Source organism: Marichromatium purpuratum 984, assembly GCF_000224005.2.
In the GTDB taxonomy this organism is placed as follows: domain Bacteria; phylum Pseudomonadota; class Gammaproteobacteria; order Chromatiales; family Chromatiaceae; genus Marichromatium; species Marichromatium purpuratum.
This window is the reverse complement of sequence record NZ_CP007031.1, coordinates 346,573-371,516: the sequence shown is the minus strand read 5'-3', so window position 1 is coordinate 371,516 and position 24,944 is coordinate 346,573. Positions and strand designations below refer to the sequence as shown.

Sequence of the window (24,944 nt, the reverse complement as noted above, 5' to 3'; positions counted from 1 at the left end):
TCAGCGTCCTCCCCGGCTCAGCAGGTCTTCGGCCAGCGAGGGCCCCGGATAGTGGAAATGCACCGGCCCGTCGGCCTCGCCGTCCATGAACTGGCGCACCCAGGTCGAGCGCTCGGCGGCGATCTCGGCCGGTGAGCCCTGGGCGACCACCCGACCGTGCGAGATCAGATAGACATGATCGGCAATCCGCGTGGTCTCGGCCACATCGTGCGACACCAGCACGCTAGTGAGGTTCGCCGCGTCGTTGAGCTGGCGGATCAGCGACACCAGCGCGCCCATGGAGATCGGGTCCTGGCCGGTGAAGGGCTCGTCGTAGAGGATCATCTCGGGGTCGAGCGCGATCGCCCGCGCCAGCGCTACCCGACGCGCCATGCCGCCGGACAGCTCGCTCGGCATCAGCGCGCGCGCGCCGCGCAGCCCCACCGCCTCGAGCTTCAGCAATACCAGCTTACGCAGCAGCGAAGGCGAGAGGTCGGTGTGCTCGCGCAGCGGATAGGCGACGTTATCGAAGACGTTGAGATCGGTCAGCAGCGCCCCGCTCTGGAACAGCATGCCCATACGCCGGCGCAATCGATAGAGCGCACTCTTGTCGAGCTCGTGCACCGCCACACCGCCGACCTCGACGCGACCGGCGTCAGGACGCAGTTGTCCGGTGATCAGTTTGAGCAGCGTGGTCTTGCCGGTCCCGCTCGGTCCCATCACCGCAGTCACGGCGCCGCGACGGATGTCGAGATCGAGCCCGTCGAAGATGACCCGCTCGCCGCGGCGGAAGCTCAGGTCGCGGACCCGCACCAGCACATCGTCGGTGGCGGATGCCCGCGCGGCTTCATCGGTGCCCGCAGACGCGTCCTCGACCCGGACGCCCGGCGCGCCGCCTGGGCCCTGGCTTGGCATCATGGTGAAATGTCGCTATCGACGCATCGGTCGGCCAAAGCAGGCAATTCTCGCGGCCCCGGCGCGGGGCGTCAAGCAAAGGGCCAGCGACCGAGAAGATTGAACCGCCAAGCCGCGAAGGGCGCAAAGAAGAGGTAGAGTCTCCAGCGACCAGCCTCCAGTCGCCAGTGGGTGTGCGTCCTCGACAACAGCACGGCCTGCCATCACCATTGGCGCCGGCGCTTGAGGACACCTGACCACGGGCCGCTGGTCGCCGACCACTTGAACACCTTTGCGCTCTTTGCGGCTTGGCGGTTCAATCCTGGCGGCTGGCGGCTGGCGGCAGCCCCTCGCCCACTCGCCCAATGCGACATGTCCGCGTGGCATGGTGTATTTTTCCTGGTTTGACCGACCACTCATCGGCTCCATCCCCGAGACCATGACCGAACGACGACAACTCGGCGCCCGTCTGGCGCCGCTCGATGCCGGCGAGCACGATCGCATCATCGATCTCGCCCGCGCCGTTCTCGACACCGAGGCCCAGGCGATCACGGCGCTCGCCGCACGGATCGACACCCCATTCGTCACCGCCTGTCGCTACATGCTCGCCTGCGCCGGGCGCATCGTGGTCACCGGGATGGGCAAGTCGGGACACATCGGCGGCAAGATCGCCGCCACCCTGGCGAGCACCGGCAGCCCGGCCTTCTTCGTCCACCCCGGCGAGGCCAGCCACGGTGACCTGGGCATGATCACCCCGCTCGACGTGGTGGTGGCGATCTCCAACTCCGGCGAGACCGCCGAGGTGCTCACCATCCTGCCGGTGCTCAAGCGGCTCGGGGTGCCGATGATCGCGATGACCGGGCGGCGCGACTCGACCCTGGCGCGCGAGGCCGACGTCCATCTCGATGTCACCGTCTCGGCCGAGGCCTGCCCGCTCGGCCTGGCGCCGACCACCAGCACCACCGCGACGCTGGCGATGGGGGATGCGCTCGCCGTGGCGCTGCTCGAGGCGCGCGGCTTCACCGCCGAGGACTTCGCCCGCTCGCACCCGGCCGGGAGCCTGGGGCGACGCCTGCTGCTGCACGTCGACGACATCATGCATCGCGACGAGCGGGTCCCCCGCGTCGGTCGCGAGGCGAGCCTGCTGGCCACCCTCGAGGAGATCTCGCGCAAGGGGCTGGGGATGAGCGCGGTGGTCGACGACGACGGGCGGCTGTGCGGCATCTTCACCGACGGCGACCTGCGCCGTGCGCTCGATCGCGGCGTCGACGTCCACCACACCCGGATCGAGACGGTGATGACCCGCGACTGTGTCACCATCTCCCCCGGCGCGCTCGCCGCCGAGGCGCTGCAGCTGATGGAGGCGCGCTCGATCAACGCGCTGCTGGCGCTCGACGGCGAGCGCCGCCCGGTCGGCGCACTCAACATGCACGACCTGTTGCGCGCGGGCGTGGTCTGAAACCGACCCCGCTAGTCAAAACCGCCCGCGCACCGGACAATGCGCCGCACAGGGGCCCGCCCCTTCTTCCCCACCAAGGAGTCACCAGGGAGATGCAAGAGATCCGCAACCGCGCCGCCGCCATTCGTCTGGCGATCTTCGACGTCGACGGCGTACTCACCGACGGCAGCCTCTATCTCGGCGACGACGGTCAGGAATACAAGGCGTTCAACGCCCGCGACGGTCACGGCATGGTGATGTTGCGCGAGTCCGGCGTGACCCTCGCGGTGATCACCGGGCGCAGCTCGCGGGTGGTCACCATGCGGATGAAGGGGTTGGGGGTGAACCACGTCTACCAGGGCCAGCGCGACAAGCTCGCCGCCTATCTCGAGCTGCGCGAGCGGCTGGGGGTCGAGGATGCCGCCGTGGCCTATCTCGGCGACGACGTCATCGACCTGCCGGTGATGCGCCAGGTCGGGCTGGCCGCGGCGGTGGCCGACGCCCACCCGATGGTGCGCGCCGAGGCGCACTGGCACACCACGGCGCACGGCGGGCGCGGCGCCGCACGCGAGTTCTGCGAGCTGATCATGGACGCCCAGGGGACGCTGGCGCGACTGGCCGGACAGCGTCCATGAGCACCCGCGCGCACTGGCCGCTGCGCTACTACCTGCTCGCCGCCTTCTTCGCCCTCAGCGGGCTCGCGGGCTGGTGGCAGGTCCAGCGCATCGACCAGCCGCAGGGACCGGCCACCGTACGCCCCCGCGTCCCCGACTACGTGGTCCACGCGTTCACCGCGCTCGAGACCGACACCAGCGGCGCGCCGAGCCGACGCCTGAGCGCAACCGAGTTGCGTCAGTTCGTCGCCGAGGATCTCTCCGAGCTCGACCGCCCACACATGCAGCTGTTCCAGTCCGACGGACCGCCGTGGCGCGCGCGCGCCGAGCACGGGCTGGTGCTCGAGGGCGGCGCGGAGGTGCGGCTCACCGGCGACGTCCATCTCGAGCGCGACGCCACCGCCGAGGCCCCACCCGCGCACATCGAAACCGAACAGCTCAACGTCTGGCACCAGCGCGCCTATGCCCGTACCGACCTGCCGGTGCGGGTGGCCAGCGGCGAGGACTGGCTGAGCGCCACCGGCATGCAGCTGTGGTACGACGAGCCGGCGCGCGCCACCTTCCACGGTCGCACCCGGATGCTGCTCGCCCCGACCCAGGAGACCCAACCATGAGCCGTCCACTGCGCCTGCTGGCACTGTTGCTGTTGTTCGGCTGGAACCCGGCCAACGCGCTCGATGACGACCCCCAGCAACCGATGTATATCGAGGCCGACGACGTCGAGGTACGCGAGGCCGAGGGCACCAGCATCTATGTCGGCAACGTCGAGGTCACCCAGGGCAGCATGCGCCTGCACGCCGATCACATGACCGTCTATCACCGCGAGGACCGCCGCCCGCGCCAGATCATCGCCATCGGCACCCCGGCGCGCTTCCGTCAACTGCTCGAGGACGACCAGGGCGAGGTCCGCGCCTTCGCCAGACGCATGGAGTTCGACACCGACCGCGACGAGCTGGTGCTGATCGACGAGGCGGTACTGATCCAGGGCGAGGACCGCGTCGCCAGCGAGCGCATCGTCTACGACCGTGCCCGCGAACACTTCCGTGCCGGTGGCAGCGGTCGGGTGCGGATCACCATCACCCCCGAGGAGGAGTCATGACAGGGGTCGACGGATGAGCGTACTGCGCGCCGAACAGCTCAAGAAACGTTATCGCAGCCGCGAGGTCCTGCGGGGAGTGAGCGTCGAGGTCGAGGCCGGCGAGGTGGTCGGGCTGCTCGGCCCCAACGGCGCCGGCAAGACCACCTGCTTCTATCTCATCGTCGGGCTGATCCCGGCTGACCAGGGGCGCATCACCCTCGACGAGCACGACATCACGCTGATGCCAATGCATGCGCGCGCGCGCGCCGGACTGAGCTATCTGGCGCAGGAGCCCTCGGTGTTTCGCAAGCTCAGCGCGCGCGACAACATCCTCGCGATCCTCGAGACCCGCGGCGACCTCGACCGCGAGCAGCGCGAGCAGCGTTGCGAGCAGCTGCTCGAGGAGCTCGGCATCGCCCATATCGGCGAGTCGCTGGCACTCAGCCTCTCCGGCGGCGAGCGTCGGCGTCTCGAGATCGCCCGCGCGCTGGCCGTCGACCCCAAGGTGATGCTGCTCGACGAGCCCTTCGCCGGCGTCGACCCGATCGCCGTGGGCGACATCAAGGCGATCGTCTCGCACCTGCGCGAGCGCGGCATCGGCGTGTTGATCACCGATCACAACGTGCGCGAGACGCTCGACATCTGCGATCGCGGCTACATCATCAGTAATGGCGAGGTGATCGCCGCCGGTCGCCCCGACGAGCTGCTCGCCAACCAGCAGGTACGCGACGTCTATCTCGGTGCCGACTTCGCCATGTAGCATGTAGGCAGCAGCATCCGCGCCCCGCTGCTACATATTGGGGGTAAGATGAAGACCATCGCGTCCCGGCAGGGGACGCGCTTGACGTGACTCAGGCACCTTTGTTGCCACCCGACCTATAATCGTCATAGGACGGTCATCGACCCGGCATAGAGACAGACGCAAGACGCATCGGCGATCCATGAAGCAAACCATCCAGCTTCGCCTCGGCCAACACCTGACGATGACGCCCCAGCTGCAGCAGGCGATTCGCCTCCTGCAGCTGTCGACGCTCGAGCTGCAGAAGGAGATCCAGGAGGCGCTGGACTCCAACCTGATGCTCGAGGAGGCCGAGGAGGCCGACCGCTTCGCCGCCAACGGTGAGGACAGTGGCAATGGCGCACACGAGTCTCCGCCCAGCGATGAGCAGGGCAGCGCCGAGCGTGAGCTCCAGGGCGAGACCAACGAGATCCCCGATGAGCTCCCGGTCGACACCCAGTGGGCCGATGTCTACGACGGCTATCTACCGCCGAGCATCCAGGGCAGCGCCGAGAACGCCGACTTCGACCCCTTCCTCCACCAGAGCCGCCCCCAGACCCTGCACGATCACCTCATCTGGCAGCTCAACCTCATCCGACTGAGCGAGCGCGACGAGATGATCGCCGAGGCGGTGATCGACGCCATCGACGCGCGCGGCTATCTTCGGGCCGATCTCGACGAGCTGCTGGCCACCATCGGCGACGATCAGATCAGTCTCGAGGAGATCGCCACCATGGTGCACCGGGTGCAGTCGTTCGATCCCCCGGGGGTCGGCGCCCGCGATCTCGCCGAGTGCCTGCAGATCCAGCTGCGTCAGCTCCCCGCCGAGACCCCGCAGCGCGACCTCGCGCTGGCGATCTGTCGCGACGGCTTCGAGCACCTGCCGCGCAAGGACATCGCCGCGCTGATGCGCCGCTTCAAGCAGACCGAGCCCGAGATTCGTGGTGCACTCACGCTGATCTGCCAGCTCAACCCGCACCCCGGCGACTTGATCGCGCAGGAGCCCCCGGAGTACGTTGTACCCGACATCTTCGTGCGCAGACAGAATGGTCGCTGGTCGGTGGAACTCAACCCGGAATCCACACCCAAACTGAGGGTGAACGCGGACTACGCCAGACTGATCCGGCGCGCCGACACCAGCAGCGACAGCGTCACCATGCGCAACCACCTGCAGGAGGCGCGCTGGTTCATCAAGAGCCTGGCGAGCCGTAACGACACCGTGCTGCGGGTGGGCGCCAAGATCGTGGAGATGCAGCAGGCGTTCTTCGAGCACGGCGAGGAGGCGATGCGGCCGATGGTGCTGCGCGACGTCGCCGAGGCGCTCGAGCTGCACGAGTCGACCGTCTCCCGGGTCACCACGCAGAAATACATGCATACGCCGAGGGGCACCCTGGAGTTCAAGTACTTCTTCTCGTCCCACGTCAGCACCACTTCTGGTGGGGAGTGTTCATCAACGGCGATCCGCGCGCTCATTCGTAAGCTGATCGCCGCCGAACCCGCCAGAAAACCCTTGAGCGACAGCAAGATCGCGGCCGAACTGGCCGATCGCGGCATCCAGGTCGCGCGTCGAACCGTCGCCAAGTACCGCGAGGCCATGGGTATTCCAGCCTCGAACGAGCGCAAACGCCTGGCATGAGCAGGCTGTTTGGAACCCCTGTAAGGAGTCCAATGATGCAAATCAATCTGACGGGTCATCACGTCGACATCACCGAGGCACTGCGCGACTACGTCGACAGCAAATTCGCACGCCTGGCGCGTCACTTCGACCACGTCACCAATGCCCACGTCATTCTCAGTGTGGAAAAGCTCGACCAGAAGGCCGAGGCGACGCTACACATCAATGGTGGGAAGCTCTTCGCCGACTCCGTGCATGAAGACATGTATGCCGCGATCGACGGCCTGACCGACAAGCTCGATCGCCAGATCCTGCGCCACAAGGAGAAGAAGAACGACTATCGCAGCGCACCCGGCCCGAAGGCGGCCGATGCCGAGGCCGACGTCGAGGCCGATACCGAATAGCCCGGCAACGGCCTGATGGCCCATGCGTCGGCGGGGCGTCGGGGACACCCGACACCCGCCGGACCGACGCACCGACACCTCGAACGGATCCGTGACCGCGCCGTTCGGGGTGTTTTGCATTGAGACCCTGAGATCCGAGCCGATATCGACACCTGCCGGCTCCGACGACTCGAAGGACACCCAGACCCCATGACCACGACCACGCGCCCCGATCACCCGCCGGTATGGACACCGGACACCGTCGCCGCCCAGCGCCCCTGTCCCTGCGACCACCAGGAGCCTTGACCGATGTTCAGTCCAGACCTGATCAGCGAGGCCCGAGTCAGCTGCGGTGCCGAGATCGCCAGCAAGAAGCGGCTGCTCGAGACGCTCGCCGAGCTGCTGGCCAACGACCACCCCCGTCTCAACACCGAACTCGTCTTCGAGCGTCTGCTCGAGCGCGAGCGACTCGGCAGCACCGGACTCGGTCACGGTGTGGCGCTGCCGCACGCCCGCATCAAGGAGATCAACGAGGTGCTTGGGGCCTTCGTCAGCACCAGCACCGGGGTCGACTATGACGCGATCGACGGCGAGCCGGTCGATCTCGCCTTCGCCCTGCTGGTCCCGGAGAGCGCCACCGAGGAACACCTCCAGCTGCTCGCCCGGCTCGCCGGCATGTTCAGTGACCCGACCACCCGCGCCGCGCTGCGCGAAGCCCGCTCGGCGGCGACCGTGTTGCAACTGATCGAGACGAACGAGGCGCGCTAGCGCCACGCCGGCCTGGGCCATGCTCGACAGCCTCCAGTCACTCCTCGAACAGACCGGCCCGCGGCTGCAGCTGCGCTGGCTCAACGGCGAGCCCGAGCAAGGCTCCCCGCTGCGCCGGCCCGAGCGTGCACGCTCGCGCGAGTCGCTGATCGGCTCGCTCAACTGCATCCACCCCAACTGTCTGCAGGTGATCGGCCGCGCCGAACAGCGCTACCTCCAGGCACTGGGCCGCACCGCCTTCGAGGAAACCCTCGAACAACTCTTCGCCGAGCAGCCGGCAGCAATCCTGTTCGCCGACGGCCTCGAGCCGCACCCCGCCTTCTTCGCCTTCGCCGCCGAGCACGACACCCCGCTGCTCGGCTCGTCGCTCGGCGACGAGGAGCTGATCAACCACCTGCGCTACTTCCTCACCCACGCCCTGGCCGAGCGTCAGACCCTGCACGGCGTCTTCATCGAGGTGCTGGGGATGGGGGTATTGCTGATCGGCGATCCGGCGGTGGGCAAGAGTGAGCTGGCGCTCGACCTGATCACCCGGGGTCATCGGCTCATCGCCGACGACGCACCGCGTTTCGCGCGCATCGCCCCGGAGACCATCGAGGGCACCTGCCCGGAGACCCTGCGGGACTTCCTCGAGGTGCGCGGGCTGGGTATCCTCAACATCCGCGCGATGTTCGGCGAGGGCGCGGTCCAGCGCAGCAAGACGCTGAACCTGATCATCGACCTGCAACCCCTCGATCAACAACAGATCGCCGGTCTCGACCGGCTCACCGGCAGCCTCTCGGCGACCGACGTGCTCGGGGTCGCGATCCCGACCATCACCATGCCGGTGGCGCCGGGACGCAACCTGGCCATCCTGGTGGAAGCGGCAGTGCGCCACCAGATCCTACGTATCCGTGGCTACGACGCCGGCGTCGACTTCATCGACCGGCAGGCGCGGGCGATCCGTCTCGACCGCCCCGACCCGCCCGGCCCCGGATCCAGACCCTAGCACCGCTCCCGACCTCGATCGGGACCGGCTCGGAGCAACCCGCAGCCCATGAAACTCGTCATCCTCAGTGGCCTGTCCGGCTCGGGCAAGAGCGTCGCCCTGCACACGCTCGAGGACCTTGGCTATTACTGCATCGACAACCTGCCGCTGTTCCTGCTCAAGGACCTGGTCGCGGGGCTGCGCAAGGCCCCCGACGACGGCTTCTCCAGCACCGCGGTGGGCATCGACGCGCGCACCAGCCCGCGCGCGCTCGGTCGGCTCGCGGAGCTGATCGAGGAGGCGCGCGCCCAGGGCATCGACTGTCGGGTGATGTTCCTCGACGCCGACACCGACACCCTCAAGCGCCGCTTCAGCGAGACCCGGCGACGTCACCCGCTCACCCGCGGCAACCGCTCGCTCGACGAGGCCATCCGCCTCGAGCGCCGCCTGCTCGAGGCCATCGGTCGCTGCGCCGAGATCCGTATCGACACCACCCACACCAATGTGCACGAGCTGCGCGACCTGGTCCGTGCCCATCTCGTCGGCAGCGACTCGCCCAAGGTCTCGATCCTGTTGCAGTCGTTCGGCTTCAAACATGGTGTGCCCAAGGACGTCGACTTCATCTTCGACGTGCGCTGCCTGCCCAACCCGCATTGGCAGCCGGAACTCAAGCCGCTGACCGGACTCGATCAGCCGGTGATGGAGTTCCTCGACGCCAGCGCCGAGGCCGGCGAGATGCGTGACGACATGCTCGCCTTCTTCGACCGCTGGATCCCGCGCTTCGAGACCGACGGGCGCAGTTATCTCACCATTGCCATCGGCTGTACCGGCGGCCAGCATCGCTCGGTCTACATGAGCGAGGCGCTGCGCCGTCACTTCGAGCAGACCGGTCACAAGGTGCTGATCAGACACCGGGAGTTACCGTGAGCATCGGACTGTTACTCATCACCCACCAGCCACTCGGCGGCGACCTGCTGCGCATCGCCAGCGCCATCCTCGGCAACGAGCCGGCGGCCACCGAGGCGCTCGAACTGATCAACGATCGTCCCTGCGAGTGCATGTTGCGCGAGGCGCTCGACTGCGTCGACCGACTCGACCAGGGCGACGGCGTGCTGGTACTCACCGACCTCTACGGCGCCACCCCGGCCAACATCGCCCTGGCGCTGCACGCGCAGCGACGCCGGGTGCGGGTGATCTCCGGGGTCAACCTGCCGATGCTGCTGCGCGCGCTCAACTATGCCCAGCTCGACCTCGACAGCGTCGCCGAGAAGGCGCTCGAGGGTGGACGCGAGGGTGTGATTCGCTGTCAGGAGCAAGGCGCATGACCAGCAAGGATTTCGAGATCATCAACCGGCTCGGCCTCCACGCCCGCGCCGCGGCCAAGCTGGTGCAGTGCGCCAACGGCTTCACCAGCCGCATCGAGGTCGAGCGCCGCGGTCAGCGCGTCAACGGCAAGAGCATCATGGGGGTGATGATGCTAGCCGCCAGCCAGGGCACCTGGATCACCGTCAGCGCCGAGGGCGAGGACGAGACGGCGGCCTTGGCGGCGATCGAACAACTCATCGGCGAGCGCTTCGGGGAGGGCGAGTGACCATCGCCTACCAGGGCATCGGCATCCACTCGACGCGCGCCATCGCGCTCGGGCCGGCGCTGGTCGACAGTCGCAGCCTGGCCACCGTCGGTCATGTCGAGATCAGCGACGAGCAGGTGCCGGCCGAACTCGAGCGGCTGGAGCGGGCGATCGCCTCGGCACGCGGCGCGCTCGAGGCGGTACGCGCGCAGATCCCCACCCAGACCCCGCAGAACATCGCCGAGTTCATCGACACCCACCTGCTGATGCTCGAGGACGCGGCGCTGGTCGAGGAGGTCCGGCGCATCGTCAGCGCCGAGCGCTGCAGCGCCGAGTGGGCGCTGCAGCAACAGCGCGACACCCTGGTGCGCATCTTCGACGAGATGGACGACCCCTATCTGCGCACCCGCCGTGACGACGTCGAGCACGTCGTCCACCAGATCCAGTCCTTCCTCGCCGGCGACAGCCCGGAGCCGCGTCTGCCCGAGCACGATCTCGACGGCCATGTGGTAGTCGCCCGCGACCTCACCCCGGCCGATACCATCCTGCTCCATCATCGCGGCATCGCCGGCTTCGTCACCGAGTTCGGCGGACCGATGTCGCACACCGCGATTCTCGCGCGCAGCCTCGGCGTCCCGGCGGTGATCGGGGTGCGCAACATCACCCGCTACATCGAGCCGCGCGAGTTCCTGGTGGTCGACGGCGAGAACGGCACCGTACTGTGCGACGCCGACGACCTCACCATCGCCCACTTCCGTGATCGCGTCCGCGCCGCCGAGGCCCGCCAGCGCCGGCTGCGCCGACTGATCGGACGCGCCGCGCGCACCCGCGACGGCATCGCGGTCGGACTCCAGGCCAACCTCGAGCTGCCCGAGGACGTGGAGACGGCGCGCGCCAACGGCGCCGCCGGCGTCGGACTCTATCGCACCGAGTTCCTCTACATGAACCGCCTCGACCTGCCCGACGAGGAGGAGCAGTTCGCCAGCTACGCGGCGATGATCGAGGGACTCGGCGGCATTCCCACCACCATCCGCACTCTCGATCTCGGCGCCGACAAGGACAGCGCCGCCCAGCCGATCGAGCCGAGCGGCAACCCCGCCCTGGGGTTGCGCGCGATCCGTCTCTGTCTCAAGGAGCCGGCGCTGTTCCGGCCCCAGCTGCGCGCCATCCTGCGCGCCTCGGCGCTCGGCCCGGTGCGGCTGATGCTGCCGATGGTCTCGGGGGTGCGCGAGGTGGTGGCGGTGCGCCAACTGCTCGAACAGCTCAAGCGTGAACTCGCCAGCGAGGGACTGGCGCACGACCCGGCGCTGCCGCTCGGCGCGATGATCGAGGTACCGGCCGCGGCACTCGCCGCCGGGGCCATCGCCCGCCACTGCGACTTCCTCTCGATCGGCACCAATGACCTCATCCAGTACACCCTCGCCATCGACCGTCTCGACGACGCCGTCAACGACCTCTACGACCCCACCCACCCGGCGATCCTGCGGCTGATCCGCATGACCATCGAGGCCGGCCGCACCCGCGGCATCCCGGTCGGGATGTGTGGCGAGATGGCCGGCGACGCACGCTTCACCCGGTTGCTGCTGGGGCTCGGGCTGCGCGAGTTCAGCATGCAGCCCGGCGCCCTGCTCGACGTCAAGGAGGTGGTGCTCACCGCCGACACCCGCACACTGCAACAGCGCACCGAGACGCTCTTCGCCCGCCTCGACGAGACCGACCCCCAGGACCTGCTCGCAGCGCTCAACACCGATTGACACCGCCCCGGCCCACCCCACCGGCTCTGTTAGGATAGGTGCAACCGAGCGCCGCCCCGGTAGCATGCCGGCGTCGCGACGCACCACATCGCCGCACCCGGCGAGCGCCTCCCAATCACAGCAGCCACGGGCAGCCATGACAGCCGCAGCAGCCAGCACCACTGACGACCAGCGTTTCGCCGATCTTCACCAGGTTCTCGAGCAGGGTGCCATGCGCAAGGCCGCGCGTATGCTCAATGCCCTGCAACCGGCCGAGATCGCCCATCTGCTGGAGTCGCAGCCACCCAACGAGCGCGAGCTGGTATGGAGTCTGGTCGATGCCGAGTACGACGGCGAGATCCTCACCAGTCTCAACGACGACGTGCGCGAGCAGCTGATCAGCCAGATGGACGCCGGCGAGCTGGTCGCCGCCGTCGGCGGACTCGACACCGACGACCTGGCCGACCTCATCCAGGACCTGCCGGTGACCATCACCAGCGAGGTGCTCAAATCACTCGACCAGCAGCGACGCGAACGACTGCAGACCGCCCTCGCCTTCCCCGAGGACAGCGCCGGCGGCCTGATGAATACCGACACCGTCACCGTCCGCCCCGAGGTCACGCTCGACGTGGTAATGCGCTATCTGCGCCGACTCAAGGACGGGCTGCCGGACATCACCGACAACCTCATCGTGGTCAATCGCGAGGGCTCCTATCTCGGTGTGCTCTATCTCACCGACCTGCTCACCCACGACCCCGAGGAGACGGTGGCCGAGGCGATGACGCTAGCGGTGCAGGCGATCCCGGCGACCTGGGGGGCGCGCGAAGTGGCCACCCGCTTCGAGCAGCACGACCTGGTCACCGCACCCGTGGTCGACGACTCGGGACTGCTGCTCGGGCGCATCACCGTCGACGACGTGATGGACGTCATCCGTGAGGAGGCCGAGCACCAGTTCCTCGGCCAGGCCGGCCTCTCCGAGACCGAGGACATGTTCGCCCCGGTGCTGCTCAGCGCGCGACGCCGCGCGCTGTGGCTGGGGGTGAACCTGCTCACCGCCTTCCTCGCCGCCTGGGTGATCGGTCGCTTCGAGGACACCATCCAGCAGGTGGTCGCGCTGGCGGTGCTGATGCCGGTGGTCGCCAGCATGGGCGGTATCGCCGGCACCCAGACCCTGACCCTGGCAATCCGCGGCCTGGCGATCGGTCAGCTCTCGAGCAAGAACGCCCGCTGGCTGCTGTGGAAGGAGTTGGCGGTGGCGGCGATCAACAGCGTGGTCTGGGCGGTGGTGGTGGCGGCGGTCGCCGCCTACTGGTTCGGCGACCCGCAGATCGCCCTGGTGATCGGCGTGGCGATCACCATCAACCTACTCGCCGCAGCCCTCGCCGGGGCGCTGCTGCCGATGGCGCTGGAGCGCTTCGGCATCGACCCGGCGCTCGCCGGCGGGGTCATTCTCACCACCGTCACCGACGTGGTCGGCTTCGTCGCCTTCCTCGGGCTCGCCACCCTGTTCCTGGTCTGAGCCAGACTCAGCCGCGCCAGCCCTCGAGCAGGGCGCGGGTCGCCGCGACCCGCGCCCGCGCACCTTCGGCGCTGTCGGCCTCGGCATAGACGCGCAGCTCCGGGGCGTTGCCCGAGGGGCGCAGATGGACGATCTCGCCAGCGGCGAAGGTGATCCGCAGCCCGTCGGTCTGGTCGACCTCGGCGACGGCGCCGAGCGCCTCACCGAACAAGGCGCCGATCGCTGCGGGATCGGCGGCGAGCGCAGCGATACGCGACTGCGACTGCGCCGAGGGGAACTCGCGCAGCCGATCGCTCGCGGTGAAGCGTGGCGGCAGCTCGGCGGCGAGTGCGGCGAGCGGCAATGCGCGCGCGGCGCTCGCCTGCAGCAACGCGAGGGCGACGATCACCGCGTCGCGTGTCGGCAGCGCCGGCAGCACCCGCCCGTCGTGCTCGATGGCGCTGCCGAGCAGGAAACCACCATTGGCCTCGTAACCGACCACCGGCGCCAGACCGCGCCCGAGCAGCGTCGTCATCCCGGAGATCACATAGGGCGACCCGATACGGGTGCGCAGCACCTCGGTGAAGCCCCCGCAACGCTCGACTGCGGTATTGCTGCTCACCGGGGTAACCACCGCCGTGGCGCCGAGCTGGCGCGCGCAGAGGATGCCGGCGATGTCCCCGCGCAGCCACTCGCCGCGGGCATCGGCGACCAGTGGTCGATCGCCGTCGCCATCGGCCGAGACCAGCGCATCGAACGCGCCATCGGCGCACCACTCACGCGCCAGCGCAACGTCCTCGGGACGGATCGCCTCGGTGTCGACCGGCACGAACCGATCGGCGCGTGCCAGCCGCTGCACCTCGGCGCCGAGCGCCTCGAGCAGCTCGGCGAGACAGTCGCGCGCCACGCTCGAGTGCTCGTAGACCCCGACCCGCAACCCGCGCAGACAGCCCTCGGGGAAGAAATCGAGATAGCGCCGCAGATAGGCGCCGCGCGCCGCGTCACTCGCCGGCGGCAGCGGCGCGGCGGCGGCATCGACGAAGGCCCCCGCGGCGGTGAACAGCTCCCCGGGGGCGATCACCGGCAGGGCGCGGATCGCCGCCTCGTCGTCCTTGAGGATCTCGCCGCTGGGCAGGTTGAACTTGATACCGTTGCGGTCATCCGGGATATGGCTGCCGGTGACCATCAGCGTCGGCACGCCACGGGCGATGCCGTGAGCGGCGAGCGCCGGGGTGGGGATGCGACCGTGGTCGCGCGGCTCCAGCCCGAGGTCGCGCGCGGCGCGGGCACAGGCGCGGAGGATACGCTCGGTGCTCGGGCGCAGGTCGCCGGCGAGACCGACCTCGGCGCCCGCGGCCAGCGCCCCCTGTTCACGGACATAACGGAGAAAGGCATGGGCATAGGCGTAACAGACCCGGTCGGTCATCGCCGTCGCCAGCCCACGGGCGCCACTGGTCCCGAACTTGACCCCAGAGGTCGTCATCAACTCGTCGATCAGCATTCCCCCCTCCCTTGACTCTGCAACTGACAACGCATCGCGACAGTCTAGAACCGCCAGCGGCCAGCGGCCAGCGGCCAGCGGCCAGCGGCCAGCGGCCAGCGGCCAGCGGCCAGCGGCCAGCGGCCAGCGGATTGAACCGCAAAGCCGCAAAGAACGCCAAGGGATGAACAGCAACCGGCCACCAGCCATCAGTGGGCGCCCGTCCCCGACGGCTGGCGCACTGACAACTGGTGGCTGATCGCTGGCGGCTAAGACCCGACGGCTACGCCGCCGTCACGGGTCCATGAACTCGAGTTCGCGGCCGAGGTTGCGGCCGTAGAAGATCTCGCTCAGCTCGCGACGCAGCAGCTTGTGGATGCGCTTGTACTCGCGCTCGGAGAGATCCTTGGCCTTGATACAGAAGAGATAGTCGTCGAGCCGGAAGTGCTTGAGGACCATCTTGGTGTGGAACATGTTCTCCTGATAGACGTTGACGTCCATCATCTGGAACTTGCGCTTGGTATCGCGCGAGAGATAGTTCTGGATCGAGCTGATGTTGTGGTCGATGAAGTGCTTCTTGCCACGCACGTCACGGGTGAAGCCGCGCACCCGGTAGTCCATGGTGACCACGTCCGACTCGAAGGAGTGGATCAGATAGTTGAGCGCGCGCAGCGGCGAGATCCGCCCACAGGTCGAGACGTCGATATCGGCACGGAAGGTACTGATCCCGGTCTGCGGGTTGGACTCGGGATAGGTGTGGACGGTGATATGGCTCTTGTCGAGATGCGCCACCACCGCCTCGGGCAGCGGCCCCGGGGTGGCGTTGTTCGACAGTGCCTCGGCGGCGATCGGCTCCTCCGAGATCAGCATGGTCACCGAGGCACCCTGGGGCTCATAGTCCTGATGCGCGATGTTGAGGATATTGGCGCCGATGATCTCGGTGACATCGGTCAGGATCGCGGTCAGGCGCTCGGCGTTGTAGGCCTCGTCGATATACTCGATATAGGCCTCGCGCTGCTCGTCCGAGTCGGCGTAGCAGACATCGTAGATATTGAAACTGAGCGACTTGGTCAGGTTGTTGAACCCTTCCAGGCGCAGCTTCTTCAACGGATTGGGCATTCCTCAGGAACCTCGGAAACAACGGAAGGCGCGGGCGCTAACGTGGTGGCGCATCCGCAACGGAGACGGCTGTATCACGCAGCTCGAAGTCGTGGGTGATCTCGGCGGTGGCGCCGAGCATGATCGAGGCCGAGCAGTACTTCTCGGCGCTGAGCGCGATCGCGCGCTCGACCCGCTTGGGGTCGAGTCCCTGTCCGCTGACGATGAAGTGCGCATGGATCCGGGTGAAGACCTTGGGATCGCGCTCGGCACGCTCGGCCGTGAGCTCGACCACACAGTCGCTGACCTGCTGGCGGGCCTTGCGCAGGATCTGCATCACATCGAACTGGGTGCAGCCACCCATGCCGATCAACAGCAGTTCCATCGGTCGAGGACCGAGGTTGCGCCCCCCGTACTGGGGCGGTCCGTCCATCACCACTGCATGTTCGGACCCCGCATCGCCGGCCATGCCGACCATGGCCGCACCCTCGAGCCACTTCACCCGCGCCTTCATATCCCGTTTGCTCCCGTCTGCTCCGCCGTCACCCGCCAGGCCACGCCCGACCGACCCCGGCCTCGAACCGGGCGAAGGCTAACACAGTTCGACAATGCACAGCAGCATGCATAGAATCGTGAGACGACAAGGCGCTCTGGCAAGCTTCGCATGAGCATTCTGACACCACCGAAAAAGGATCCACCCTGGCTGCAGCCCTTCCTGTCGCAGTGTCATACCAAGACCTACGACAAGAACGTGGACTTCATCCGCCAGGGCCAGCCAGCGGAAAGCCTCTACTATCTGATTGAGGGGTCGGCTGCCGCATTGATCGATGACGCCGACGAGCGGCGCACGATCATGCTCGCCTATATCAACAAGGGCGAGTTCATCGGCGAGATGGGGCTGTTCGTGCCACAGAACACGCGCAGCGTGATCGTGCGTACCCGCACCAAGTGCAAGGTCGCCGAGATCACCTATCAGCGCCTCGACCGGCTGCTCGAGAACGAGTTCAAGGTCTACGCCAAGGACTTCCTCTACAGCGTCGGCTACCAGCTCTCCACCCGGCTGCGCCAGACCAGCCGCAAGGTCAGCCATCTGGCCTTCCTCGACGTCACCGGGCGCATCGCCGGAACACTGCTGGATCTCTGCAAGCAGCCCGACGCCATGACCCACCCCGATGGGATGCAGATCCGCGTCACCCGTCAGGAACTCGGACGCATCGTCGGCTGCTCGCGCGAGATGGCGGGCCGGGTGCTCAAGAACCTCGAGGAACAGGGGCTGGTCAGCGTCAAGGGCAAGACCATCGTGGTGTTCGGCACCCGCTGAGCCCCAGACCACGCCGACCACAGCCCCGGTCGGCGCATCACGCCCGGCGGCACGCTCGCGGCACATCTCCCCGATCACGACTCACGGACTCGCCCCTGCACGCTGTCGGTGCGATCGCGCACGCACGGGCTCGGGGAGGATGCGGGACGAGGACCCGACCGCCGCCGCGCCCTCTCGGCAGCGCGGCGCGGCGTCGGGGTCTAGTCGGCGAAGAACAGCGCGTGTAGCGCGGCGCCGGGATCCTCGGCGCGCATGAAGGCCTCGCCGACGAGGAAGGCATTGACCCCGTGCCCGCGCATCCGGGTGACATCGGCACGTTCGAGGATGCCACTCTCGGTCACCAGCAGCCGCTCCTCCGGCACCCGGTCGAGCAGTCCCAGGGTGGTCTCGAGACTGACCTCGAAGCTGCGCAGGTCGCGGTTGTTGATACCGATCAGCTCACCGGGACAGGCCAGGGCGCGATCGAGCTCCTCGCCGTCGTGGACCTCGACGAGCACGTCGAGCCCGAGCTCGCCGGCCAGGGCGCCGAGGTCGCGGAGCTGGGCGTCGTCGAGACAGGCGGCGATCAGCAGGATGGCGTCGGCGCCGATGGCGCGCGCCTCGACGACCTGATAGGGGTCGATGATGAAGTCCTTGCGGATCACCGGCAGCGCGCAGGCCGCGCGCGCCTCGCGCAGATAGCGCTCGCTGCCCTGGAAGAAGTCGGCGTCGGTGAGCACCGAGAGACAGGCGGCGCCGGCGGCGGCGTAGCGCTCGGCGATCTCGGCCGGGACGAAGTGCTCGCGCAGCACCCCCTTGCTCGGGCTGGCCTTCTTCACCTCGGCGATCACCGCCGGGTCGCCGGCGGCGACACGCGCGCGCAGCGCCTGCGCGAAGCCGCGCGCGGGCGCCTGCTCGGCGGCGGCGGCGCGCAACTCGGTGAGCGGGCGATGCGCGGCACGCGCGCTCACCTCCTCGGCCTTGCGGTGGACGATCTTCTTCAGGATATCCGGGGTCTCTCGCATCTCTCCGTCCTCAACTCGTGGCCAGCGCGGCATCGAGACCGCTGGTCAGGACACACAGCCGATCGAGCCGGCGCAGTGCCTCACCGCTGTCGATCACCTCGGCGGCACGACCCACCCCCGCCGCCAGCGAGGGCGCCCGCCCAGCGACATAGATCGCTGCGCCGGCGTTGAGCAGCACCATCTCGCGCGCCGCGCCGGGCTCGCCGTCGAGCACCCCGCGCAGCACCTGCAGACTCTCCTCCGGCCCCGAGACCCGCACCTGCTCGAGCGCGGCACGGGTGAGCCCGAAGTCCTCCGGGCGCACGCTGTAGCGGTGGATCTCGCCGTCGCGCAGCTCGGCGATGTCGGTGCTGTCGCCGATGCTGATCTCGTCGAGCCCGTCACGGGCGTGCACCACCATCACATGGCGACTGCCGAGTCGGCGCAACACCTCGGCCAGGGGTTCGAGCAGGTGCTCGGCGAACACCCCGAGTACCTGGTTGGAGACCCGCGCCGGATTGGTCAGCGGACCGAGGACGTTGAACAGGGTGCGCACCCCGAGCGCGCGGCGCGGCTCGACCGCGTGCTTCATCGCGCTGTGATGCCCCGGGGCGAACATGAAGCCCACCCCGACCTCGTGGACACAGCGCGCCACCTCCGCCGGACTGAGGTCGAGGCGCACCCCGGCGGCCTCGAGCACGTCGGCCGCGCCGGACTTGCTCGACACCGAGCGGTTGCCGTGCTTGGCCACCCGGCAACCGGCGGCGGCGGCGACGAACATGCTGGTGGTGGAGACGTTGAAGGTCCCCGAGGCGTCGCCCCCGGTGCCGACGATGTCGACGGCATGATCGAGACCGTCGAGCTCGACCCCGGCGGCGAGATCGCGCATCACCGCCGCGGCGGCGGCGATCTCGGTGACCGACTCGCCCTTCATCCGCAGCGCGACCAGGAAGCCGGCGATCTGTGCCGCGCTCGCCCCCCCGGTCATGATGGTGTGCATCACCGCGCGCATCTGCGCGTCGTCGAGGTCACGTCGCTCGATACAGTGTGCAATGGCGTCCTTGATGTCCATCAGTCCCGATCCTCGATGAAGTTACGCAGCAGGTCGTGGCCGTGGTCGCTGAGGATCGACTCCGGGTGGAACTGCACCCCCTGGATCGGCAGGCTGCGGTGTCGCACCCCCATGATCGCATCGAGCGCGCCGTCCTCGGTCTGCGTCCAGGCGGTCACCTCGAGACACTCGGGGAGGCTCTCGGGGTCGATCACCAACGAGTGATAGCGGGTCGCCACGAAGGGGTCGGCGAGCCCGGCGAACACCCCGCAGGCGCGGTGGTACACCGGCGAGGTCTTGCCGTGCATCACCTCGCGGGCGCGGACGATGCGCGCGCCGAACACCTGGCCGATCGACTGGTGACCGAGACAGACGCCGAGGATCGGCACCCGCCCGGCCATGGCGTCGATCAGCGCCATCGAGATCCCCGCCTCGTTGGGGGTGCAGGGCCCGGGGGAGATGACGATGCGCTCGGGGCGCATCGCCACCACCTCGTCGACCGTGCACTCGTCGTTGCGCACCACCCGCACCTCGGCGCCGAGTTCACCGAAATACTGCACCAGGTTGTAGGTGAAGGAGTCGTAGTTGTCGAGCATCAGCAACATGGTCATTCCCCCTTCAGCCCGCAGCCGTAACGATCGATGCCCATCTCGGCGGCGCTCACCGCGCGGAAGATGGCGCGTCCCTTGTTCATGGTCTCCTGCCACTCCAGCTCGGGCTGGGAATCGGCGACGATGCCGGCGCCGGCCTGGATGTGCAGGGTCCCGTCGCGGATCACCGCGGTACGGATGGCGATGGCGGTGTCCATGTTGCCGTTCCAGGAGAGATAGCCCACCGCCCCGGAATAGATCCCGCGCTTGACCGGTTCGAGCTCGTCGATGATCTCCATGGCACGGATCTTCGGCGCCCCGGAGACGGTACCCGCGGGGAAGGTCGCACGCAGTACGTCGATCGCGCTCATCCCCTCGCGCAGCCGCCCGGTGACGTTGGAGACGATGTGCATGACGTGCGAGTAGCGCTCGATCACCATCTTGTCGGTGAGGCGTACGCTGCCGATCTCCGAGACCCGGCCGGCATCGTTGCGCCCGAGGTCGATCAGCATAAGGTGCTCGGCCAGCTCCTTGGGATCACTCAGCAGATCGCGTTCGAGCGCCTGGTCCTCGGCCTCGTTGGCGCCGCGCTTGCGCGTCCCGGCGATCGGGCGCACGGTCACCTCCTCGTCCTCCAGCCGGGTGAGGATCTCGGGCGAGGAGCCGACGATCTGGAACTCGCCGAAGTCGAGGAAGTACATGTAGGGCGAGGGGTTGAGCCCGCGCAGCGCCCGGTAGAGATCGAGCGGCGGGGCCTTGAAGGGGATCGACAGCCGCTGCGAGAGCACCACCTGCATGCAGTCGCCGGCAAGGATGTAGTCCTTTGTCCGCTCGACCGCGTCCTTGAAGCCCTGCTCGGTGAAACCGGAGACGAAGTCGCTCTCGTCGACCCGGCGGCGCTCGCCGCTGTGGTGCGGCACCAGCGGTCGACACATGCGCTCGGTGAGCGCATTGATCCGCGCCTGCCCCGACTCCAGGGTGTCGCCCGCGGTGGGGTCGAGATGGAGGACGATATAGAGCCGACCGCTGAGGTTGTCGAATACCACCACCTCGTCGGAGACCATCAGCAGGATGTCCGGGGTGTCGAGCAGATCGGGGTTGGGCGAGTCGCCGAGCCGGGGCTCGATATAGCGGATGGTGTCGTAACCGAAATAGCCGACCAGACCGCCGGTGAAACGCGGCAACCCCTCGACGTCGAAGGCCTCGAAACGGGCCTGATAGGACTCGATCCAGGCCAGCGGGTCGGCGACCTGGTGCGACTCGATCACGGCGCCGTCGCGCTCCAGGCTGACCTCGTGACCACGCACCCGCAGCAGGGTGCGGCAGGGCAGGCCGATGATCGAGTAGCGGCCCCATTTCTCGCCGCCCTGGACGGACTCGAAGAGATAGGAGTTGGCGCCGGCGGCGAGCTTGAGATAGACGCTCAGCGGGGTCTCGAGGTCGGCGAGGACCTCGCTGACGAGCGGAATGCGGTTATAGCCCTGCTCGGCGAGGGCACAAAAGGTCTCGGGAGTCATGTGGATCTCCTGACGGCTGAGTTTGGACGATAGGGGTCAGACGAAGGCGACTTAGCGTCGCCATCGCCACCCTACCGTCACTCGAGCCGCGTCGATCCACATGAGGTGTCAGAGTCCGTTTGCCGTGTCGTCGCCCCGCGTTCAGCGGGACGGGGCCAGTATCCCGGTCAGTTCGGTCAGCGAATCGATGACCGCGTCGGGACCGCTGTCGCGGATGTCCTGGCCGTGATTGTACCCATAGCTGGTGCAGATGATACCGAATTTTGCCGCCCGTGCAGCACGCACATCGCTCACCGAGTCGCCGATCATCAGCGAGGCGGCCGGTTCGGCGCCGAAATGACGCGCCGCATGCTGCAGCGGCAGCGGATCGGGCTTGCACGCCGGCAGGGTATCGCCGCTGATGATGATGCCGAAGTCCTCGTAGAGCCCGAGATGACGCAACAGCGGCCCGGTGAAGCGCGCCGCCTTGTTGGTCACCAGCCCAAGCGGATAGCCGGCCGCCTTGAGGAAGTCGAGCCCCTCGCGCACCCCGGGATAGAGGGCGGCGCGCTCGAAGGTGTACTCGGCATAGAGTTCGAGGAAGATCGGATAGGCGCGATCGAAGTCGAGCGGATCGGGCTCACCCTCGAGCGCGCCGACTAGGGCGCGACGCACCAACCGCTCGAGCCCGTTGCCGACCCAGTTGCGTACCGCCGTCTCGCCGCAGGGCGCGCGCCCCAGACGCGCCAGCATGGTGTCGACGCAATAGGCGAGATCGGGGACGCTGTCGACCAGGGTGCCGTCGAGATCGCACAGCACCATCTGCGGACGCTGGAGCGGCCCCATCAGCGCTCTACCCCGGCCAGCGCCTCGCGCATCTGACCGATGATGGTGTCGTAGCGGTTGGGGTCCTCGGCGCAGCCCTTACCGAAGATGCCGGAGCCGGAGACGAAGGTATCGGCGCCGGCGGCCTTGATCTCGGCGATGTTGTCGACCTTGACCCCGCCGTCGATCTCGAGACGGATGTCACGACCGCTGGCATCGATACGACGGCGCGCCTCGCGCAGCTTGTCGAGGGTCGCGGGGATGAAGCTCTGCCCGCCGAAGCCGGGGTTGACCGACATCAGCAACACCATGTCGACCTTGTCCATCACATAGTCGAGATAGCTCAACGGCGTGGCCGGGTTGAACACCAGCCCCGACTTGCAGCCCTGATCGCGGATCAGCTGCAGGCTGCGGTCGATGTGCTCGCTGGCCTCGGGGTGGAAGGTGATGTAGCTCGCACCGGCGGCGGCGAAGTCGGGGATGATGCGATCGACCGGCTTGACCATCAGGTGCACGTCGATCGGGGCCTCGACCCCGTGCTTGCGCAACGCCTCGCACACCAAGGGTCCAATGGTGAGATTGGGCACATAGTGATTGTCCATGACATCGAAATGGACGATGTCGGCACCGGCGGCCAGCACCTGGTCGACCTCCTCGCCGAGCCGGGCGAAGTCGGCCGAGAGGATCGACGGGGCGATCAGGTCTCGGGTCATGGCAGGGTCCCCCTGGATTGCTGTTATTGTGCGACGCGCCCCGAGCGGGACGCGACTGGGTACGAACAGATGCGCCGCGCGGGCTCAGAACCCCATCGGCGGCGACAAGGTGAAGGAGACGCTCGACGGCTCGTCGTACTCGACATCGCCCTCCTCCCACTCCAGCGAGCCCATGCTGTGGGCATCGCGCCAGTAGGTCTGGTAAAGCTCGAACACCGGGTTATCGAGTACCTGGGTGGGCGCGCCGAGGGTCGCCTCGAGCTGATCGCGGGTCACGCGATACCAGTCGAGTCCGGCCTCGCCCTTGACGAAGGTGATCGCCGCCAGGCGATCGTCGACGAAGCGCAGGATGCGCTGATCGAAACGCACATCGCCCAACACGGGATCGGTGCGCGGATCGACACAGATAGTGAACTCACGCCCTTGGAAATGCTCCTGGTGCAACACCTCGAGGCCTGCCGGCCGAGCATCTTCCCAGTCCAATCCACCGCGCGCACGATCAAGCTCGGAGGCGAGCGCCTGGCCGCCAAAGAGCAGCGCCAGCGCCGCGATCAAACCGTACCACTTCACTCCACCACGCATCCTCGATACCACCATCGCTCATCTCGTTCAGGAGCGCCCGAGTATAGGCAGAGCCCGCACACGGGTGCAATGACGGGCCGTCACCAGCGACCAGGGGATTGAACCGCCAAGATACCGTCTTGCCCGTCAAGCGCCGATCTGCAACCAGCCTCGCCTACTGGAGGCTGATCGCTGGAAGCTGATTCGAACCGCCAAACCGCAAAGAGCGCAAAGGAGAGGTAGAGCCTCCAGCGACCAGCCTCCAGTCGCCAGTGGGTGTGCGTTCTCAGCAGCAGCACGGCCTGTCATCACCTTGGCGCCAGTGCTTGAGGACCAGCGACCACTGGCCGCTGGTCGCTGACAACTTGAACACCTTTGCGCTTTTTGCAGCTTGGCGGTTCGATCCTCCCGGCTGGTGGCTGGTGGCTGGTGGCTGATGGCTGGCGGCTGTTGGCTGGCGGCTGGTGGCTGGTGGCTGGTGGCTGGTGGCTGGTGGCTGGTGGCTGGTGGCTGGTGGCTGGCAAGCGTAAGCGGCAGCACTCACCCGCGGGCGCGGGTGATGGTCTCGTAGGCGCGGCGGATCTCCTGGGTCTTCCGCGAGGCGGCACGGACCTGCGCCTCGCTCGCCCCTCGCGAGACCAGCTTGTCGGGGTGGTGCCGGCTCATCAACCGACGATAGGCTTGCTTGACCTCGGCGTCGCTCGCCCGGGCGCGCACGCCGAGCAGTGCGTAGGCGCCAGCGAGCGCGGGCTGACGGCGCGGCGCCGCACCCGCCGCCGAAGAGGTTCCGGCGCGCTCGCGCGAACGGCGACGCAGCGAGACCACCAGCTCGATCCGACGGTAGACCGCACCCGACATCGCGAGCCCCCGGCGTATGGTCTCGAGCGCGGCACGCTGCGCCCGCGACGGCGGTCCGTCGACATAGGCCATTGCCAGCGCCACCTCAAGCAACGGGCGCGCCAGCACGCGGCGACCGGCGATGACCTCGCGCAGCGCGGCGACCTCGGCGGAGAGGTCAAACGTCGAGGCCTTGCCGGCATTGAACAGAGCGATCGCCGCCTGACGCTGCGGCGCACCCAGCCCCATCTCAGTCATCACCGACTCGGCCTGGGCGATCTCGCCCTCGCTCACCCGGCCATCGACCTTGGCCAGATACCCCATGATGCGGAAGCCACCCTCGAACAGGCTCTGCTGGATGCGTGAGCGTTGTTCCAGGGTGAGGCGCTCGCCCCCAACCCCGCCCCAGCCACGATCGACGCCACGCCCGAGCGCGGCACCGAACAGCGCCCCGAGCGGACCGCCGAACACCAACCCGAGACCGCCGGCGACGGCCGTACCGAACCAGCGCATGCATGTACTCCGTATGATGATTGCGACATCAGGATGTCGGGCCGGATCCACCAACACCAGGGGCCGGCGCAGGCTCGCAAGACTAGCACGACGCGGCGGGCCTAACCCGTCCGGTTTGGAGGGATTGCTAAGATGATGCGATCACCACTTCGCACCGGTCA

Annotated in this window: 27 protein-coding genes; 15 read left to right on the top strand and 12 right to left on the bottom strand. The window is 68.0% G+C overall.

Annotated elements, in window-relative coordinates; genetic code table 11:
• On the bottom strand, nucleotides 1-897 hold the full coding sequence (locus MARPU_RS01700) for an ABC transporter ATP-binding protein (RefSeq protein WP_005224480.1): 897 nt from the start codon (nucleotides 895-897) through the stop codon (nucleotides 1-3).
• A gap of 415 nt (nucleotides 898-1,312) precedes the next feature.
• Here MARPU_RS01700 and MARPU_RS01695 point away from each other — a divergent pair, with 415 nt between their 5' ends.
• The 14 genes from MARPU_RS01695 to mgtE all read left to right on the top strand — a co-directional run bounded on the left by MARPU_RS01695 (nucleotide 1,313) and on the right by mgtE (nucleotide 13,336).
• On the top strand, nucleotides 1,313-2,332 hold the full coding sequence (locus MARPU_RS01695) for a KpsF/GutQ family sugar-phosphate isomerase (RefSeq protein ID WP_025275059.1): 1,020 nt from the start codon (nucleotides 1,313-1,315) through the stop codon (nucleotides 2,330-2,332).
• A 92-nt stretch (nucleotides 2,333-2,424) separates the two neighbouring features.
• Nucleotides 2,425-2,946 (top strand): 3-deoxy-manno-octulosonate-8-phosphatase KdsC, encoded by a 522-nt coding sequence (kdsC, locus tag MARPU_RS01690; protein ID WP_005224482.1) that lies wholly within the window; start codon nucleotides 2,425-2,427, stop codon nucleotides 2,944-2,946.
• Nucleotides 2,943-3,539 (top strand): LPS export ABC transporter periplasmic protein LptC, encoded by a 597-nt coding sequence (gene lptC, locus MARPU_RS01685; protein ID WP_005224483.1) that lies wholly within the window; start codon nucleotides 2,943-2,945, stop codon nucleotides 3,537-3,539. Before kdsC ends, lptC begins: the two co-directional genes overlap by 4 nt.
• A complete protein-coding gene (lptA, locus tag MARPU_RS01680) occupies nucleotides 3,536-4,024 on the top strand; it encodes a lipopolysaccharide transport periplasmic protein LptA (RefSeq protein WP_005224484.1) in 489 nt (162 codons plus the stop codon). The genes lptC and lptA overlap by 4 nt, the downstream gene beginning before the upstream one ends.
• 13 nt (nucleotides 4,025-4,037) lie before the next feature.
• Nucleotides 4,038-4,763, top strand: a complete 726-nt coding sequence (lptB, locus tag MARPU_RS01675; protein ID WP_005224485.1) for an LPS export ABC transporter ATP-binding protein — start codon at nucleotides 4,038-4,040, stop codon at nucleotides 4,761-4,763.
• Nucleotides 4,764-4,944: 181 nt separating this feature from the next.
• Nucleotides 4,945-6,417: an RNA polymerase factor sigma-54 gene (locus MARPU_RS01670; protein ID WP_005224486.1), complete on the top strand. Its 1,473-nt coding sequence runs from the start codon at nucleotides 4,945-4,947 to the stop codon at nucleotides 6,415-6,417.
• 35 nt (nucleotides 6,418-6,452) lie between these two features.
• Nucleotides 6,453-6,800 (top strand): ribosome hibernation-promoting factor, HPF/YfiA family, encoded by a 348-nt coding sequence (hpf, locus tag MARPU_RS01665; protein WP_005224487.1) that lies wholly within the window; start codon nucleotides 6,453-6,455, stop codon nucleotides 6,798-6,800.
• A gap of 288 nt (nucleotides 6,801-7,088) precedes the next feature.
• A complete protein-coding gene (locus tag MARPU_RS01660) occupies nucleotides 7,089-7,547 on the top strand; it encodes a PTS sugar transporter subunit IIA (RefSeq protein WP_005224488.1) in 459 nt (152 codons plus the stop codon).
• Between the two features lie 19 nt (nucleotides 7,548-7,566).
• On the top strand, nucleotides 7,567-8,535 hold the full coding sequence (gene hprK / locus MARPU_RS01655) for an HPr(Ser) kinase/phosphatase (protein WP_005224489.1): 969 nt from the start codon (nucleotides 7,567-7,569) through the stop codon (nucleotides 8,533-8,535).
• Between the two features lie 48 nt (nucleotides 8,536-8,583).
• Nucleotides 8,584-9,441: an RNase adapter RapZ gene (gene rapZ / locus MARPU_RS01650; protein WP_005224490.1), complete on the top strand. Its 858-nt coding sequence runs from the start codon at nucleotides 8,584-8,586 to the stop codon at nucleotides 9,439-9,441.
• The gene (locus MARPU_RS01645; protein ID WP_005224491.1) at nucleotides 9,438-9,839 is read left to right on the top strand and encodes a PTS sugar transporter subunit IIA; all 402 of its coding nucleotides are present in this window, start codon (nucleotides 9,438-9,440) and stop codon (nucleotides 9,837-9,839) included. The genes rapZ and MARPU_RS01645 overlap by 4 nt, the downstream gene beginning before the upstream one ends.
• Nucleotides 9,836-10,105: an HPr family phosphocarrier protein gene (locus MARPU_RS01640; RefSeq protein ID WP_005224492.1), complete on the top strand. Its 270-nt coding sequence runs from the start codon at nucleotides 9,836-9,838 to the stop codon at nucleotides 10,103-10,105. The genes MARPU_RS01645 and MARPU_RS01640 overlap by 4 nt, the downstream gene beginning before the upstream one ends.
• Complete coding sequence (gene ptsP, locus MARPU_RS01635) at nucleotides 10,102-11,838, top strand: phosphoenolpyruvate--protein phosphotransferase (protein ID WP_005224493.1); 1,737 nt, start codon at nucleotides 10,102-10,104, stop codon at nucleotides 11,836-11,838. Before MARPU_RS01640 ends, ptsP begins: the two co-directional genes overlap by 4 nt.
• A gap of 136 nt (nucleotides 11,839-11,974) precedes the next feature.
• Nucleotides 11,975-13,336, top strand: a complete 1,362-nt coding sequence (mgtE, locus tag MARPU_RS01630) for a magnesium transporter (RefSeq protein WP_025275058.1) — start codon at nucleotides 11,975-11,977, stop codon at nucleotides 13,334-13,336.
• 7 nt (nucleotides 13,337-13,343) lie between these two features.
• Here the strand turns inward: mgtE and MARPU_RS01625 are convergent, their stop codons facing one another.
• The 3 genes from MARPU_RS01625 to MARPU_RS01615 all read right to left on the bottom strand — a co-directional run bounded on the left by MARPU_RS01625 (nucleotide 13,344) and on the right by MARPU_RS01615 (nucleotide 16,407).
• Nucleotides 13,344-14,816: a phosphomannomutase gene (locus MARPU_RS01625; protein ID WP_005224495.1), complete on the bottom strand. Its 1,473-nt coding sequence runs from the start codon at nucleotides 14,814-14,816 to the stop codon at nucleotides 13,344-13,346.
• A gap of 273 nt (nucleotides 14,817-15,089) precedes the next feature.
• Entirely contained in the window at nucleotides 15,090-15,914 is an 825-nt protein-coding gene (speD, locus tag MARPU_RS01620; RefSeq protein ID WP_005224496.1) for an adenosylmethionine decarboxylase, read from the bottom strand.
• A 37-nt stretch (nucleotides 15,915-15,951) separates the two neighbouring features.
• The gene (locus MARPU_RS01615; protein WP_005224497.1) at nucleotides 15,952-16,407 is read right to left on the bottom strand and encodes an OsmC family protein; all 456 of its coding nucleotides are present in this window, start codon (nucleotides 16,405-16,407) and stop codon (nucleotides 15,952-15,954) included.
• 150 nt (nucleotides 16,408-16,557) lie between these two features.
• Here MARPU_RS01615 and crp point away from each other — a divergent pair, with 150 nt between their 5' ends.
• Nucleotides 16,558-17,214, top strand: a complete 657-nt coding sequence (gene crp, locus MARPU_RS01610; protein ID WP_005224498.1) for a cAMP-activated global transcriptional regulator CRP — start codon at nucleotides 16,558-16,560, stop codon at nucleotides 17,212-17,214.
• A 200-nt stretch (nucleotides 17,215-17,414) separates the two neighbouring features.
• Here crp and trpC read toward each other — a convergent pair whose 3' ends face one another.
• From trpC to djlA, 8 genes are all read right to left on the bottom strand, one after another.
• Nucleotides 17,415-18,218, bottom strand: a complete 804-nt coding sequence (gene trpC / locus MARPU_RS01605) for an indole-3-glycerol phosphate synthase TrpC (RefSeq protein WP_005224499.1) — start codon at nucleotides 18,216-18,218, stop codon at nucleotides 17,415-17,417.
• Between the two features lie 10 nt (nucleotides 18,219-18,228).
• Nucleotides 18,229-19,269: an anthranilate phosphoribosyltransferase gene (gene trpD / locus MARPU_RS01600; RefSeq protein ID WP_005224500.1), complete on the bottom strand. Its 1,041-nt coding sequence runs from the start codon at nucleotides 19,267-19,269 to the stop codon at nucleotides 18,229-18,231.
• The gene (locus MARPU_RS01595; protein WP_025275057.1) at nucleotides 19,269-19,853 is read right to left on the bottom strand and encodes an anthranilate synthase component II; all 585 of its coding nucleotides are present in this window, start codon (nucleotides 19,851-19,853) and stop codon (nucleotides 19,269-19,271) included. The genes trpD and MARPU_RS01595 overlap by 1 nt, the downstream gene beginning before the upstream one ends.
• Before the next feature lie 2 nt (nucleotides 19,854-19,855).
• Nucleotides 19,856-21,355 (bottom strand): anthranilate synthase component I, encoded by a 1,500-nt coding sequence (gene trpE / locus MARPU_RS01590; protein WP_005224502.1) that lies wholly within the window; start codon nucleotides 21,353-21,355, stop codon nucleotides 19,856-19,858.
• 141 nt (nucleotides 21,356-21,496) lie between these two features.
• Nucleotides 21,497-22,180 carry a phosphoglycolate phosphatase gene (locus MARPU_RS01585; protein ID WP_005224503.1) on the bottom strand — a complete coding sequence of 228 codons (684 nt, stop codon included), beginning with the start codon at nucleotides 22,178-22,180 and terminating at the stop codon, nucleotides 21,497-21,499.
• Complete coding sequence (gene rpe / locus MARPU_RS01580; RefSeq protein ID WP_005224504.1) at nucleotides 22,180-22,872, bottom strand: ribulose-phosphate 3-epimerase; 693 nt, start codon at nucleotides 22,870-22,872, stop codon at nucleotides 22,180-22,182. Before rpe ends, MARPU_RS01585 begins: the two co-directional genes overlap by 1 nt.
• An 84-nt stretch (nucleotides 22,873-22,956) precedes the next feature.
• Nucleotides 22,957-23,442 (bottom strand): hypothetical protein, encoded by a 486-nt coding sequence (locus MARPU_RS01575; protein WP_156929213.1) that lies wholly within the window; start codon nucleotides 23,440-23,442, stop codon nucleotides 22,957-22,959.
• A 531-nt stretch (nucleotides 23,443-23,973) separates the two neighbouring features.
• Nucleotides 23,974-24,783 (bottom strand): co-chaperone DjlA, encoded by an 810-nt coding sequence (gene djlA, locus MARPU_RS01570; protein ID WP_005224506.1) that lies wholly within the window; start codon nucleotides 24,781-24,783, stop codon nucleotides 23,974-23,976.
• Nucleotides 24,784-24,944: the final 161 nt, after the last annotated feature.